Origin of the sequence: Sphaerotilus uruguayifluvii, assembly GCF_013294065.1 — a bacterium.
Lineage (GTDB): Bacteria > Pseudomonadota > Gammaproteobacteria > Burkholderiales > Burkholderiaceae_C > Sphaerotilus > Sphaerotilus uruguayifluvii.
On the sequence record NZ_JABSNM010000028.1, the window covers coordinates 1 to 13,673 of the forward strand.

The 13,673-nt window shown below is 64.9% G+C and carries 15 protein-coding genes, 2 pseudogenes and 1 other annotated feature; of the genes and pseudogenes, 12 read left to right on the forward strand and 5 right to left on the reverse strand.

Annotated features, from left to right (window positions below):
• Window positions 1-301 precede the first annotated feature (301 nt).
• Window positions 302-1,471 carry a sensor histidine kinase gene (locus tag HNQ01_RS20550; RefSeq protein WP_173807386.1) on the forward strand — a complete coding sequence of 390 codons (1,170 nt, stop codon included), beginning with the start codon at window positions 302-304 and terminating at the stop codon, window positions 1,469-1,471.
• Window positions 1,472-1,488: 17 nt separating this feature from the next.
• Window positions 1,489-1,686 carry a sensor histidine kinase gene (locus tag HNQ01_RS20555; RefSeq protein ID WP_173807387.1) on the forward strand — a complete coding sequence of 66 codons (198 nt, stop codon included), beginning with the start codon at window positions 1,489-1,491 and terminating at the stop codon, window positions 1,684-1,686.
• Window positions 1,687-1,922: 236 nt separating this feature from the next.
• Here HNQ01_RS20555 and HNQ01_RS20560 read toward each other — a convergent pair whose 3' ends face one another.
• Window positions 1,923-2,117, reverse strand: coding sequence for a hypothetical protein (locus HNQ01_RS20560; protein ID WP_173807388.1), 195 nt, complete (start codon window positions 2,115-2,117; stop codon window positions 1,923-1,925).
• A 228-nt stretch (window positions 2,118-2,345) separates the two neighbouring features.
• Window positions 2,346-2,491 (reverse strand): annotated as a pseudogene (locus HNQ01_RS20565) (IS3 family transposase); the annotation flags it as partial.
• A gap of 67 nt (window positions 2,492-2,558) precedes the next feature.
• Between HNQ01_RS20565 and HNQ01_RS20570 the strand changes: the two are divergent.
• A protein-coding gene (locus HNQ01_RS20570; protein WP_173807389.1) for an IS3 family transposase occupies window positions 2,559-3,697 on the forward strand; the annotation gives its coding sequence in 2 pieces (ribosomal slippage) (window positions 2,559-2,820 and window positions 2,820-3,697; 1,140 coding nt in all).
• 54 nt (window positions 3,698-3,751) lie between these two features.
• On the opposite strand, the pseudogene HNQ01_RS20575 reads toward HNQ01_RS20570, so the two are convergent.
• The 3 genes and pseudogenes from HNQ01_RS20575 to HNQ01_RS20585 form a co-directional block, all read right to left on the reverse strand.
• Window positions 3,752-4,842 (reverse strand): annotated as a pseudogene (locus HNQ01_RS20575) (IS3 family transposase); the annotation flags it as partial.
• Window positions 4,448-4,563 (reverse strand) — a sequence feature (AL1L pseudoknot). (Overlaps the previous pseudogene by 116 nt.)
• 47 nt (window positions 4,843-4,889) lie before the next feature.
• Entirely contained in the window at window positions 4,890-5,060 is a 171-nt protein-coding gene (locus HNQ01_RS20580) for a transposase (RefSeq protein ID WP_173807390.1), read from the reverse strand.
• A gap of 161 nt (window positions 5,061-5,221) precedes the next feature.
• On the reverse strand, window positions 5,222-6,145 hold the full coding sequence (locus tag HNQ01_RS20585) for a LysR family transcriptional regulator (RefSeq protein ID WP_173807391.1): 924 nt from the start codon (window positions 6,143-6,145) through the stop codon (window positions 5,222-5,224).
• Window positions 6,146-6,228: 83 nt separating this feature from the next.
• On the opposite strand from HNQ01_RS20585, the gene HNQ01_RS20590 reads away from it, so the two are divergent.
• The 9 genes from HNQ01_RS20590 (at window position 6,229) to HNQ01_RS20630 (ending at window position 13,451) form a co-directional block, all read left to right on the forward strand.
• Window positions 6,229-7,080, forward strand: a complete 852-nt coding sequence (locus HNQ01_RS20590) for a carboxymuconolactone decarboxylase family protein (RefSeq protein ID WP_173807392.1) — start codon at window positions 6,229-6,231, stop codon at window positions 7,078-7,080.
• A gap of 50 nt (window positions 7,081-7,130) precedes the next feature.
• Complete coding sequence (locus HNQ01_RS20595; RefSeq protein WP_173807393.1) at window positions 7,131-7,754, forward strand: hypothetical protein; 624 nt, start codon at window positions 7,131-7,133, stop codon at window positions 7,752-7,754.
• An 11-nt stretch (window positions 7,755-7,765) separates the two neighbouring features.
• On the forward strand, window positions 7,766-8,569 hold the full coding sequence (locus HNQ01_RS20600) for an SDR family oxidoreductase (protein ID WP_173807394.1): 804 nt from the start codon (window positions 7,766-7,768) through the stop codon (window positions 8,567-8,569).
• A gap of 11 nt (window positions 8,570-8,580) precedes the next feature.
• On the forward strand, window positions 8,581-9,777 hold the full coding sequence (locus HNQ01_RS20605; RefSeq protein WP_173807395.1) for an MFS transporter: 1,197 nt from the start codon (window positions 8,581-8,583) through the stop codon (window positions 9,775-9,777).
• Window positions 9,778-9,936: 159 nt separating this feature from the next.
• On the forward strand, window positions 9,937-10,755 hold the full coding sequence (locus HNQ01_RS20610; RefSeq protein WP_173807396.1) for an AfsA-related hotdog domain-containing protein: 819 nt from the start codon (window positions 9,937-9,939) through the stop codon (window positions 10,753-10,755).
• Between the two features lie 26 nt (window positions 10,756-10,781).
• On the forward strand, window positions 10,782-11,627 hold the full coding sequence (locus HNQ01_RS20615) for a hypothetical protein (RefSeq protein WP_173807397.1): 846 nt from the start codon (window positions 10,782-10,784) through the stop codon (window positions 11,625-11,627).
• Between the two features lie 14 nt (window positions 11,628-11,641).
• The gene (locus HNQ01_RS20620; protein WP_173807398.1) at window positions 11,642-11,863 is read left to right on the forward strand and encodes a tautomerase family protein; all 222 of its coding nucleotides are present in this window, start codon (window positions 11,642-11,644) and stop codon (window positions 11,861-11,863) included.
• Between the two features lie 32 nt (window positions 11,864-11,895).
• The gene (locus tag HNQ01_RS20625; RefSeq protein ID WP_173807399.1) at window positions 11,896-12,633 is read left to right on the forward strand and encodes an HAD family hydrolase; all 738 of its coding nucleotides are present in this window, start codon (window positions 11,896-11,898) and stop codon (window positions 12,631-12,633) included.
• A 26-nt stretch (window positions 12,634-12,659) separates the two neighbouring features.
• Window positions 12,660-13,451 carry an NHL repeat-containing protein gene (locus tag HNQ01_RS20630; RefSeq protein ID WP_173807400.1) on the forward strand — a complete coding sequence of 264 codons (792 nt, stop codon included), beginning with the start codon at window positions 12,660-12,662 and terminating at the stop codon, window positions 13,449-13,451.
• Window positions 13,452-13,673 lie beyond the last annotated feature (222 nt).

Genomic DNA, 13,673 nt, shown 5'->3' on the forward strand with positions numbered 1-13,673 from the left:
CTGGCCAATCTGTGGATCGCCAAGCGGCGAATCCAGGGAGCGTGGGCATGAGTGCGTCCGGAAACGGGCAAAGCGGCCTCGAAGGCTGCTGGCGATGCTCGTTTCTGGCGCGTTGGGCATCAGAGGGCCTCGATTTCAGCGTTCATGCACGCCGTGCGGCGACTTTTGCAGAGCATCCCTAGCCCGATTCGTTATAATCACGCCCTCCAGGGATCGCTCAAGCCGGACGTCGTGCATTTATTTTTCGGGTTGGTATTCCACTTCAAAAACGCGCATATTTAGAATATGCAAGGAGCCAATGATGGAAAGGGATCGCCTAGATTTGCCAGCGGATTACAACCTCCGGCATGGGCGGCCGCGTCTCAGTCTCGATGGCATTCTTAATTGGGTGCTGACCGAGGAAGTGGTGGATTCGGTTGTTCGTGATCCTGCCCGGATACGGCTGGCGCACGGCCTGGCGTTGTTGAGCCATGGTCGGGACGAGCCCCTCAATGAACTGGTGAGTCTGGCCCGGACGCTTTTGCAGGCCCCGGTGGCCTTTTTGGGCGCGATTGGCGAGGACTTTGACTTCTATAAGGGTTTGGAGGGCGCTGGAGAGCCTTTCGCAAGCGAGCGAAAACTCACTGGCCGGACCTTTTGCCACTACACCCACGCTGCCGGTAGCACGCTGGCACTGTCGGACGTACGTGGCATGGGAGCGCCTTGGTGTGACGTGCCGACTGTGCACAGCATGGGTATCGCGGCCTACTTGGGCACGCCAGTCCGCATCCAGGGCCATGTGGTGGCATCGCTGTGCTGCGTCGACTTTCAGCCGCGGACATGGACGGATCGCGATCAAACAACCATAGAGGCATTGGCCATATCTTTCCAGCGCGAACTGGAATACCGAGTCAGCCTGGAATCTTGGCGCCGGGCCGCAGAGGATAGGGAGGAACTTATTCGCCACGCAGAGCGACTTGTGGCAGGCGTGGCGCACGACCTGAGAAACCCCATGATGGTGACCCAGTTGTGCGCGGTCACCCTGACGTCCAAACCAGCTGAGCATACCGCTAGGGCCGTGGCGCCGCGCCTGCGCAGAGCGAATGAGCAGATGCGCTCGCTTATCGAATCCTTGCAGACCGACTGGATTACACCGAGCAGCCCGCGGGATCTGGCCGCGCAACAGGTATCGGAGCTGCTACGTCAATCGCAAAAAATGTACCAGATCAAGGGGGCGCAGGGTGGAGTGGTAGTCTCCATCGGGCAAACCTGCGAGGCCCAAGTTCTGGCGGACTCGGGACAAATCCTGCGGGCGCTGTCCAATCTCGTGAGCAATGCTGTCAAGTTCAGCCCGGATCAAGGCAACGTGGTGTTGTCGGCGCACTGGCTGAGTCGGGACAATGTGCTCGAGGCCGCAAAGCACGACGGCAAGGTCGCACAGGCTTTGGCTCGAGCGGGTGAGGGCACGCGAGCTGGGTGGAAATCGCGGTGACTGACCAAGGACCCGGCATGAGCGCCAACGATTTGAAGCATTGCCATCGCCGTGGCTATCAAGGAGAACAGGCACTGGAGCGCGGCGACGGCAGCGGCTTGGGCCTGGCCATCGCTGCCGAAATCGCCGAGCGGCATGGCGCCTGCCTGCGAATGCAGAGCGCCCTAGGGCAGGGTACCCGTGCGGCGTTATGGTGGCCTGCGGTGTGTCAATGACCGGTGTGGCGGCACGGGACGAAAAAAACCCCTGGTCACGATGAAGCGATCAGGGGTCAACCGCGCCAAGATCTGCAGGCTCGCTGCCAAGAGAACCTGCAGCCGCTCAAGCCGTCGGACAAACCGACGCCGAGCTCGGGCGCGGAGCCGCTAATGAAAGGTGCCGGCTGCGAGCAGCCCCGAAAAAACAAAAGGCCCCAGGGGGGCCCTCGAGCATGCAGTCGGCAGGTTGCTGCTTACTTGCTGGCCGCCGGAGCAGCAGCTTCAGCCTTGGCAGCGGCCTTCTTGGTGTGGTGATGCTTCTTGTGGACCTTCTTGGCCGGTGCAGCAGCAGCGGCAGCCGGAGCCGCATCAGCGGTCGGCGCAGCGTCAGCGGCGAAGGCGCCGACAGCAAACAGGGAGGCGATCAGGGCAGCAAGCAGCTTCTTCATGGTCAGTGACTGAGCTTCAGTCCGTGGGTTGGTGTACCTCCTCAACGTGGCGCACCACAGGCTGTTGACCGTCATGATGCAAAGAAATGTGTCTATTTCGCCTCCCGCTGCATTCAGGCAAAGAGCCATGAAGGGTACGTGCAGTTCCGCCTCCCCGACACCCCCTGACCCGCGCATCCCCTCAAACTTTGAACCGCCCCGGATTTCGTAGAGGCCCGTTGGGTTAAGTCAAGCCGCCTCCTTGACGGTTTGACGGGAGAGTTGTCGATAGTAGTTGGCTTCGGCCTCGGCAGTGGGATGTAGCCGATAGGTTCGAGCAGCCGCTGATGGTTGAACCAGGCGACCCATTCGAGGGTGGCCAGTTCGACTGCTTTGACCTGCCCCCCGCCAGCCGTACCAAGCTGAAGTAGCAGGAGTCCGCCAACCAGGAGAATGGCGGACATGAGGAAGAGCAAGTTCACCGAGGAACAGATCATCGGGTTCCTCAAGCAGGCAGAGGCCGGAGTGGCCGTGGCGGAGATCTGCCGCAAGGGCGGGTTCTCGGATGCGACGTTCTACAAGTGGCGAGCCAAGTTCGGCGGCATGGAGGCGTCGGATGCGAGGCGGCTGCGCGAGCTGGAGGCGGAGAACGCCAAGCTCAAGCACCTGCTGGCCGAGGCGCACCTGGACATGCACGCGCTCAAGAGCGTCCTCGGGGTAAAAAGATAGCCCCACAGGCCAAGCGGGAGGCCATCGGGCGGCTGATTGCGCAGCATCAGTTGTCCGAGCGGCGGGCCTGCAGGCTTGTGGGGCTGAGCCGAGACAGCTACCGACACCCGCCGGTGGCCAGCGCCCAGACCGAGGCGCTCAAGACCAGGATCGTCGAGATCGCCCATGTGCGCCGGCGCTTCGGGTATCGACGCGTGCACGACCTGCTGCGTGCGGAGTTTCCGGGCGTCAATCACAAGCGGGTGTACCGGCTGTACAGCGCAGCCAACCTGGCCGTGCGCAAGCACAAGAAGGCGCGCAGGCCACCAGCCGAGCGCACGCCGCTGAACATCGCCACCAAAGTCAACGAGGTGTGGAGCATGGATTTCGTCAGCGACAGCCTGGCCAACGGCAGGCGACTGAAGTGCCTGACGGTAGCCGACGACTTCAGCCACGAGGCGGTAGAGATTGCAGTCGACTACGGCATCAGCGGCCAGTACGTGACGCGCCTGCTCGACCAGGCGGCGCTGTGGCGGGGCTACCCATCAGCGGTAAGAACCGACAACGGCCCGGAGTTCACCAGCCGGGCCTTCATGGCTTGGGCGCAGAGCCATGGCATCAGGCATATCCTGATCGAGCCGGGGCGGCCGATGCAGAACGGCTACATCGAGAGCTTCAACGGGCGTTTCAGGGACGAGTGCCTGAACGAGCACTGGTTCGAGACGCTGCATCAGGCCCGTACCGAGATCGCCAGGTGGCGGCAGGACTACAACGAGGTGAGGCCGCACGGCAGCATCGGACGCATACCCCCGGCGCAATTCGCCGAGCAGCATCGCCGGCATGCTGGCGATGCTGCTCGACACCTGGTTCCCGCAAACAACGAGATCCAGTAACCTTCAAACCCAGGACTCCTGATGAATCGCTGGTACGGTAAATGGGGGCAGGTCAGCTTCGCCACTCTTCCACGATGGACGCCGATGGATGACCTCGGCCTTGTACAGGCCGTTGATGGTCTCGGCCAAGGCGTTGTCATAGCTGTCGCCGGTGCTGCCCACCGAGGGCTCGATGCCGGCCTCGGTCAGGCGCTCGGTGTAGCGGATGCTGACGTATTGCGAGCCACGGTCCGAATAGCAGATCAGCCCGTCGTTGGCTGCCGGCTGACGGGCGTAGAGGGCCTGCTCCAGCGCGTCGAGCACGAAGTCGGTGCGCATCGAGTGGCTCACGCGCCAGCCGACGATGCAGCGAGCAAAGACATCGACGACGAAGGCCACGTAGGCAAAGCCCTGCCAGGTCGAGACATACGTGAAATCGCAGACCCACAGCTGATTGAGCCGCTCGGCCTGGAAGACCCGGTTGACCTTGTCGAGCGGGCACGCCGCCTTGGCGTCGGGCACCGTGGTGCGAACCGCCTTGCCCCGGATGACCCCGCGCAGACCCAGTCGTCGCATCAGCCGCTCGACGCTGCAGCGCGCCATGACGATCCCTTCGCGCTGGAGCTGGCGCCAGACCTTGTCTGCGCCGTAGACCCGCCGGTGGGCGTGCCAGACCCGTTCGATCTCGGGCATGAACAGCTCGTCGCGGCGGGCTCGCGCGCAGCGCCGCTCGGGCTCTCGACTTCGGGCCGCGTGGCGCCGGTAGCCCGACGGGGCGATCTGCAGCACTCGGCAGATCGGCTCGACCCCGTGGACATCCCGATGCTCGTCCACCAGTCGGTACATCACTTCAATCGGCGGTCGATCCGGCAAGGGCGAAAAACGCACTGGCCAGCTTCAGGATCTCGTTGGCTCGGCGCAACTCTCTGACCTCGCGTTCCAGCTCCTTGATGCGCTGCGCCTCGGCTGTAGCCACCCCCCGGCCCCGCACCTGCGTCACTCTCGGCTTGCTTGACCCAGTCCAGCAGCGTTTGCGGCACGCAGCCGATCTTCGGCGCGATCGATTCGATCGCCGCCCACAGCGAGGCGTACTCCCCGCGATGCTCCTGCACCAGCCGCACCGCACGCTCTCGGACCTCCGGCGAGAACTTGTTCGTCTTCTTCATGGCTCCATCTTCTCAAGTGTTGGAGCCTCCTCAATTCCCGGGGCGGTTCACCGCGTGGCCGGTTTCTCGGCGTAGAAGCGCTTGAGCCGGGCGTTCTCCGCTTGCAGCTCGCGCATGCGTGTCAGGTCCGAGACCGTCGCGCCTGCGTATTTGCTTTTCCACGCGTGGTACGTCGATGCGCTGATGCAGTGCTTGCGGCACACTTCGGCCATCGGCATGCCTGCTGCGTATTCCAGTGCAAAACCACCAGCGATTCCGCTTCAACAGCGTCAACCGTTCCAGTTCAAACCCGTCACTGATTCCGATTGAAGTCCGCCACCCTGCCTGACGGTGCCTCCTGTCATATGTCATATGGGCAGAAATGCAAGGCGTGCCTCATTCATGCTTCGTGCCTAGCGTTACGCGCCGCGAACCATTCCTTGAGCATCGAAACTAGCGCCTGAACTTGCTCATCTGAGTTGGTCGCCTGATAAGCCACACCGACGCGGATGCATAGCTGGTCCCCTTCCACAATCTTCTTGAACGTCACGCCCTTACGCGTCACGTTGTGCAACGAGTTGGGCACCAGCGCGAACCCCTGGCCTTCGGCGATCAGTCCAAGCAGAACGTGATGATCGGCCGGCTCCCGAATCCGCTGCGGCGAGAAGCCGACCCGCTCGAAGATCCGCTCGCAGTAGTCGTAATAGACTGGGTTCAGCTTGCGCTCGAACCAAAACAGTTTGTCGTCTCCCAAGTCGAGGATCGAGACCCGTTGGCGCTTGGCCAGCCGATGGCTGGATGAGATGCAGGCGACCATCGGATCGTCGAACAGCGGCTCGACGGTCAATCCGTCCGCTCTCGACGGCAGCCCGATCACCGCAATGTCGATCCTGTCTTGATTGAGGTCGCGGATCGAATGCGCGGAGATCTGGCGTTTGGTGCTAATGCGCATACCGGGGAACCGCTGCTCGAACGCCGGCTCGATTCCGGCGAACAGCCCGACGTCGACCACAGTCGTGATGCCCACCCGCAGCAGTGGAAGCTTGTCCGCAACACCCGACGGCTTGAAGCGCCTCACTACCTGCTCCGATTCGCGCAGCAGGGCTCTTGCGTCTGCCAGGAAGCGTTCCCCCGCCTCGGTCAGGCGCACGCCACCGCGATCGCGATCAAGCAGGCGGGCGCCTACCGCCTCCTCAAGCATCTGGATCTGCCGGCTCAGCGGCGGCTGCGTGATGAACAGCCGCTCGGCCGCGCGCCGGAAGTTGAGTTCTTCAGCCACGGCGACGAAGTACTTGAGCTGTCTGAGATTCAGTTGCTGAGTCACGAGATCTCCCTTCGCACTGATACTTCAAAGGTATCAGAAAAAAAGCAATGGCCTGACCGCGTCAGCGGACCTACTGTTGGGCCATGGAAAACCCTCATCAAGTCTCCCAAGACGCGAACTACGGCATAGGTCTCGACTGCCTGTGCCGGCTGGAAGCCACTGATCGGCCGTCGATCATCGAAGCCCTCGCGGACGTCGCACCAGACTTGGCCAGCCTGGCCATCAGCTTCGTCTACGGCCAGATCTACCCTCGCCCCCACTTGACGCTGAAGGAGCGCCAGCTCGTCACCGTCGCAGCGCTCGCCGCGCTGGGCAATGCCCGCCCTCAGTTGAAGTTCCACCTTGCCGGCGCGCTGAATGCTGGTGCAACCAGCACCGAGCTCGTGGAGTTGATGTTGCACCTAGTCGTCTACGCCGGCTTTCCCGCTGGGCTCAACGGCGTCTTCGCCGCGCGCGAAGTGTTCGCCGAACGGGGCATCGCCCACACCCCTGCGCAGCAGGATGCGCGGGCAGCGGCAGGCAGCGACGCGCGCTACCAAAGTGGCTGGGATGCACTGCGCCGCATCGACGGGCACGTCGGCGAACAGATCGTTGCGTCGCTGGCGGACTTGGCGCCCGACCTTGGGCGCTTCATCGTCGAGTTTGGCTTCGGCGACATCTACACCCGGCCCGGTCTCGGGTTGCTCGATCGCGAGCTGGCGACTGTCGCACTGCTCGCGGCTCTGGGCACGGCGGCGCCGCAACTCAGGGTCCACATCCACGGACTGCTCAACGTCGGTGGCACGCGCGAGCAGTTGGTCGAGGCGTTGATCCACACCGCCGCCTACGCGGGGTTCCCGGCGGCGATCAACGCGATGCTCGTGGCCAAGGAAGTTCTCGCCGAGCGCGGAACCGCTCCGACCGGCAGCGCGCCGACTTCCGCTTCCCCTCCGTGAGCCCGCCATCGGGCCGAATCGCCTCCCTCTCCACTCCAGAAAGGCACGTCATGTCCACTCCCGTCCTGCTCATCACCGAAGTTACGCCGAAGCCCGGCGCAGCGCTGCGCGTCGCCCGTGCGTGGAATGCCCTGCCCAGCGCGGCAACCGTGCGCGAGCGCAGGATCTATACGGCGCTGGACGACAGCGCCGTGCTTGAGCTCGCTGCGCTGGAGACCCTGAATGCTGCAGCGACGCTCGCGATGTCGTGGCAGGTGGCATGGGACCGCTTGGGGCAGGACCTGGCGAGCGACTTCCGCCGCCAGTCGCTGACCTTTGTCGAAGCCCCCAAAGACACGGCCGCGGCGCTGCCGCCCACGCCCTACGTGCAACTGCGGCATGTCGAAGTGCCGCCGGGCAACTTCGCGGACTACCGCGCTTGGCGTGAACGGACGATCTTCGACGTGGTGCGCGGCGCGCCGGAGGTCGAGGTTTTCCTCGCCTACCACTCAGCCATCAGCACCGAGCCCGGCGTCATGTTCGTCTCCGGCTTCTCGGGCGACGTCGACCGCTACGGCGCCGTGTTCAGCTCGACGCGCTACCAGCAGATCGTGCGCGAAGCCGGGGACCAGTTCATCACCGGCGGCCACAACGGCCTGTACACGCGGATTTACCGTCACGTGGCCAGCGAATGAGCGCGCGAACCATGAACGAGCCCCCGCACCAGAACAGCCTCGACCGGCTGGCCCTCGTCAGCGGCGCGACCGGCGGCATGGGCCGGGCGATCTGCGCCGCGCTGCTCGCCGATGGCTTGCGCGTGGTTATGCTGGGCCGGGACGCCGCCCGGCTGGAGGCCGCACGGGCCGAACTCGCCGAGGGCGCTGCTGCCGAGCGCCTTGCCGCCCAGGTCATCGACATCGGCGATGCCGCCAGCGTCGACGGCGCTTTGGCACGGATTGCCGCGCGATTCGGCGCGGTGACGGACCTCGTGCATGCGGCCGGCGACGGTCCGGTAGCGCCGCTGCTCGAAAGCTCGGAGCGCCAGTGGGTTGACACGGTCAACGGCAAGCTGCTCGGCACGGTCCGCCTGACGCGTAGCACCGCCGCTGAGATGGTCAAACGCCGCAGCGGCCGCATCGTGATCGTCAACGGCGTGTTCAGCCAGGAGCCGGATCCGTTGTTCCCGATCAATAGCACCGTCAACTGCGGCCTCGCGGGCTTTGCCAAGGCGATTTCGCGCGACCTTGGCGCGCATGGCGTACGTGTCAACGTGGTTAACCCCGGCGCGACGCGCACACCGCTATGGGGCGAGATCTGCCGCGCGCTCGCGCCGCGCTTCGGCGTCACGGCCGAAGAAGTCGACCGGACGGTTCAGGCCAAAGTGCCGTTGGGCCGTCTCGCCGAATCCGAGGACGTGGCCAGCGCGGTCGCGTTCCTGCTTTCACCGCGCGCGGCCCACATCAGCGGCGCCGTGCTCAACGTCGACGGCGGCGCCACCGCGGCCGTTTAGGAGAGAGAACCATGCGCACGTCCGCCTCCTTCCGCACAGGCCTGGCCGTGTCGATCGCCTGCGCGGCAACCTGCTGCGCGGTCGCGATCGTCTACTCCACGCAAGCCGTCTTCAGCGACATTGCGACCAAGTACGGCATCCCGCTCAGCGACGCTCGGTTGTCCTTCAGCGTGTGCAGCATCGCCTATGCCTTGGCCTTCTTCGTGCTTGGCCCGCTGTCAGACGTCGTCAGCGCTCGTTGGCTGGCCGCGGCGGGGCTGTCGATCGCGGCAGCGGCCACGGCGATCACGGCGATCACGAGTAGCGCACCGGCCTTCCTCGCCGCTTCGGCGATCCAAGGCGCTTCGACGGCGGCGGTACCGGTCGCGATGTTCGCGCTGTTGCCGCGACTAGCCCGCAAGGAGCAGCTCGGCACCTTCTTCGGCTTGATCATCGCTGCCTCGGTCCTTGGCATCACACTGGGACGGGCGGGTATGGGACTGTTGACGGCCGCTGCCGGACTGAGTGGCGCACAGATAGCCGGCACGCTGATGCTGCTGGTCATGGCAGCGCTGCTGACCTTGCTGCCGCCAGAGACGCTGGCAAACACGGGCGGTGCCGGCGTGCAGACCTATGGACGCGCGCTGCGCATGCTGGCCTCGAGCGAGCTGCTACGGCTGTTCGCGACCGGCTTCCTGCTGTTCTTTGGCTACTTGGGCACCGTCACGTTCCTGACCCTTCGGCTGCATGAAGCGCCCTTTGCGCTCGACAGCGCCACGATCGGCGCCATCAGCCTGCTGGGACTGGGCGCGATCGTCGGCGCGCCAGTCTCGGGACGCTTGACGGCGCGCTATGGCTCGCTCGCGGTCGGCACCGCTGGCCTGTGCATCGTGGCTTTAGCCATCTCTTGTCTTGCGCTAGCCGACACGACGCCGCTTGCCGGTCTCGGCCTGTTCCTGATCTTCCTGGGCACCTTCGTTTGCCAGCCGGCGGTATTCGTGCGCATCGCCGAGCGCGTGCCAGCCGACCGACGCGGATCGGCCTCCTCGCTGTACCTGCTGACCTGCCTGGGCGCGGGTAGCTTGGCCAGCGCCGTACTTGGACCGCTTTGGCAGCACGCCGGCTGGCACGGCGTCACTACAGCATGCTTGGCCGCCACCGCCGGGAGTCTGGCGCTCCTGGCGAGCGATGGCGCCTCCCGACGCACTGCCCCATTGCCGAGCGCCTGAACACGCAACCCACGAATTGCCCCCTGCGGCTGTTGCACAACGTAGCGCGGGTGGATTGATACACAACGAGACCATCCGGACCGATGGCATTGCAGGAGACAGAACGACCGTGCCGTGATGCGGACACGGATAGCTCCACCTTCCAAGCGGAGGAATCAGATGAAAACCATCTTTGTCGTCGGCAACAAGTTCCGCGATTTCGCGCGCAACGAGGGCGTGGTCACGATCGGCGAACTCGCCGAGATGGTGCGCACCAGCAACTTCGAGCGGCTTGCGCCGGGCAGCCGCCTGGTCGCCGGCCAAGGCGTACGCGAGGCCGATCTGCAGACCATCCACGACCAAGCCCGCCACGCGCTGAAGGCGCAGGGCATCGACGTGCAGCCGATCTTGCGCCGCGGCGTGCGCGCGAGCCGTTTGCAGACGCACAAGCACCGCATCGAGAACGCCATCATCTCGCATCCGGCACAGGTGACCGAGGACTGCTTCGAGGCGGCCTTGCTGCTCGACGAGCGCAGCGAACTGATGGCGGATCACCAGACCGGCCAGCACATCCAGGGGATGATCCTGATCGAGGCGGCGCGCCAGATGTTCCTCGCCGTGACCGAGGAGTACTTCATTGGCCAGGCCGTGCACGATCGCTACTACTTCGTGATCCATGGCGCGAACGTCAAATACACCGGGTTCGTCTTCCCGCTGGCCGCGACGCTGCGCTATGAGGTCGTCTCGAAGGAGACGGGGAACCCGGCCCGTATGCGCTTCGAGACCCTTGTCTCCGTGCTGCAGGGCGGCGCCTGCGTCACCCAGGTGGAGTTCACCTTCACGGCCTTCCACGCCAGCAAGATCGAAGCGAAAGAGCAGCAACAGGCGCTGGCTCTGCTGCAGTTCGAGCGGCAGCCCCAGGAATCGGAGGCGCCGCAGCCGGTTGAAGCGGTGTCCTCGGCCACTCCCCACGCCGTGCTGCAGTTGGTCACGGTTTGAGCCGTGCAGACGTCCGGGAGAAAGACATGGACAACGAGAAGCTCTTCGAGCTGAGTGTCACCACGCAGGGGCCGACCTACCCGCCGAGCGAGGTAATGGACGCCCAAGGCAATTTTATTGTGATCGGCCGAGTAAACCGGCGCGCAAGCGACGGCGCGCTGCGCTCGGACTGGTCGAGCGCCGTCGTCTCGGCTTCCAGCGCGGTGCCTGCATTCGGCGAGAACCTGCCCTACGACATTGTGCGCGAACTGGACGAGACGCTGACGCCCGCCGACGAGGCGATCGTCCTACACACGCTGCCGCTTCCATTACCGTGCAACAACTACCCAATGGTTTTCGCGCCGCAGCAGTGCCCGGATGCCGGCTCGCTGACGCGACCGAGCTACCCGCTCCACGAAGTGCCCATTCCTGACCTTCGCCCCGAGGATGGCCCGAAACGGAAAGGGCCTATCACGCTCGGCGCGTGGTGCCGCGCGCGCGGCGAGCTCGCGGTAAGCATCGCCCAGGATCGGCGGTCCGCGGCCTTCGACTTCGCGTTCTCCGGGCTGATTCCCGACAGCCTCTACACCGTCATGTCGCTGCGCCAGCGCGACCTCGATCCATCGGGGCCAACCCGGCCGGGACCGCTGGGCGTGCCGAACGTCTTCGTCACCGACGGGTACGGCGACGGGCGCTACCAAGCCGTGCTGCCGAACCCGTTCCCGGCAGCCGGCACGCCCGGTGCGAACCGGATCGTCAATGTCGTCGTGCTGTGGATGAGCTACCAGATGAACCGCGGGGGTGCCATCGGCTGGTTCGGCCTTGGGGGCGACATTCATGCGCAGCTCAAGCTGCGAGCCGGCTCGTTCGGCGAGTTCGTAACCCTTCCCTGATCGAAAGGACCACCATGCCCTTCATCTCCATCACTACTTGGCCGACGCTCGGCGACGAGAAGAGCCAGGCCCTGATCGAGGCCGTGACGCAGACCGTACATGAGGTCTCCGGCGCTCCCCTCGACAAGATCGTTGTGGTCATTCACGAAATCGCGCAGAACCGCTGGGGCGAGGCCGGCGTGTTGGGTTCGAACCCCGCCTTCCCCGAACTCAGCCGACGCCGAACCGCGTCCTGATCCCGTCCACCAACTTCTCAGGGACTATTGCCATGCCCCATGCCTACGCCTTCTTCGACGTCGACGGCACGCTGCTGAACATGAAGAGCATGTTCAGCTTCCACGACTACTGGTATCGCCGGTGGCTGCCGTCGCACAGCGGCGCCGTCGGCGACGAGTTCGAGGATGTCTCCGCCATCCTGCGAGCGCTCACCGAGAACGGGTCTCCGCGCGAGTTGGTCAACCGCCGCTACTACGCGTTCTTCGCCGGCCGTTCGGTCGAAGCCGTCGCCGCCTGCGCGGAGGCGTGGGCTCGCAGCGTACTGGCTGACCCCGGCCTTTTCATTCCCGAAGTGCTCGATGAACTGAGCAACCTGCGCGCCAGGAGCGTCGAGCCGGTGTTCGTGTCAGGCTCCTTCCTTGAGATCCTGCAACCTATCGCCGAGCACCTAGGCGTGCGCCAAGTGCTGGCAACGCGGCTGTTGCAGGCCGGCGGCAAGTACACGGGCCGCTTCGAGGCGCCGCAGACGATCGGCACCGGCAAAGCCGTCGCGATCACAGCGTTCCTCGCGCGGGGAACGGCGCAGGCCGCAGAGTGCTGGGCCTTCGGCGACGACGCATCGGACCTTCCCATGCTGGAGGCCGTAGGTCGTCCGGTGGCGGTGATCGGAGACCCAGAGCTCGGCGCGATTGCGCAAGCGCGCAGCTGGCGCCGCCTGTATGTGGGAGCCGACCCGGACCAGTCGCTGCTGCTCGCGGGGTCGTCCGTTCTGGCCGAGGATGCTGTATGAATGCGCGCCGTAGGCTCCTGTACACCATGGCCTCGATGCTGCCCCTGCTGTGCACCCACGCCCACTCGGCCCCCAACCGCTGGAGCAGCGACCGGGTGGTGGCCACGGGGTTGTCCTCGCCCGTAGGCATGGCGCTCGACCGCGACGGTCGCCTGCTGGTGGCCAACTGGAGCGCCGGCACGGTGCTCGCCATCAATGCCGACGGTAAAGCATCGGTCGTCGCCGAAGGCCTGACCGGCCCGTCTGGCCTAGCCCTCGGCCCGCGAGGCGAGATCTACGTTGCCTCGTATAGCGGCGACTTGGTGTGGAGGTTCGGCCGTTCCGGGCAGAAGGAGGTCTTCGTGCGAGGACTCGCGACGCCAGCCGGGCTGTCCTTCGATTTGAAGGGGCGCTTGCTGATAGCCAACCGCAGGACCAATCAGGTGCTGGCAGCCGATGCCGCGGGGCGGCTCTCCATTGCCGTTGAGGGCGAGCTTCAAACCCCCGTCGGCGCCGTCCAACTGCCCGACGGCAGCTACTTCGTTTCGAACATCAACGGCGGCGTGTCCTTCGCGGGACCGGACGGTCGGGCGCGCACCGTGTCCACGGAGTTCTTGCAGCCTGGTCCGGGTATCGCGATCGCCGACAGCGATTCGGTGTACGTGGTCGACTATGGCGGGACCGAGGTGAAGCAGGTATCCAAGGATGGCAGCACGCGGGTAGTTGCAGGCGACCTTCGCAGCCCGGTCGGCCTCGTGGTAGCCGCCGATCAGGGCACTGCGATCGTGGCCGACTGGGGCACAAACACCGCCTACGGCTTCCGCATCGGTGTGGCGTGAAAACGCCTGCCCGACACAACTGTGTCGGTATCGTAGTGGCATCTGTGCGGCTACTCAGGTCCGCAGGCTGTGCATCCACCGCCAAGGCATCCAGCAGAATAGTCTGTTGACGATCCACATTGCCCCAAGCCACAGTGCCAGCGTGATGGCCGACCCCAAAGACTGCTTCCATGATGGTGCACTCGACTGAACCGCCCCGGGTTTCGCGGAGGCCGGTTGGTT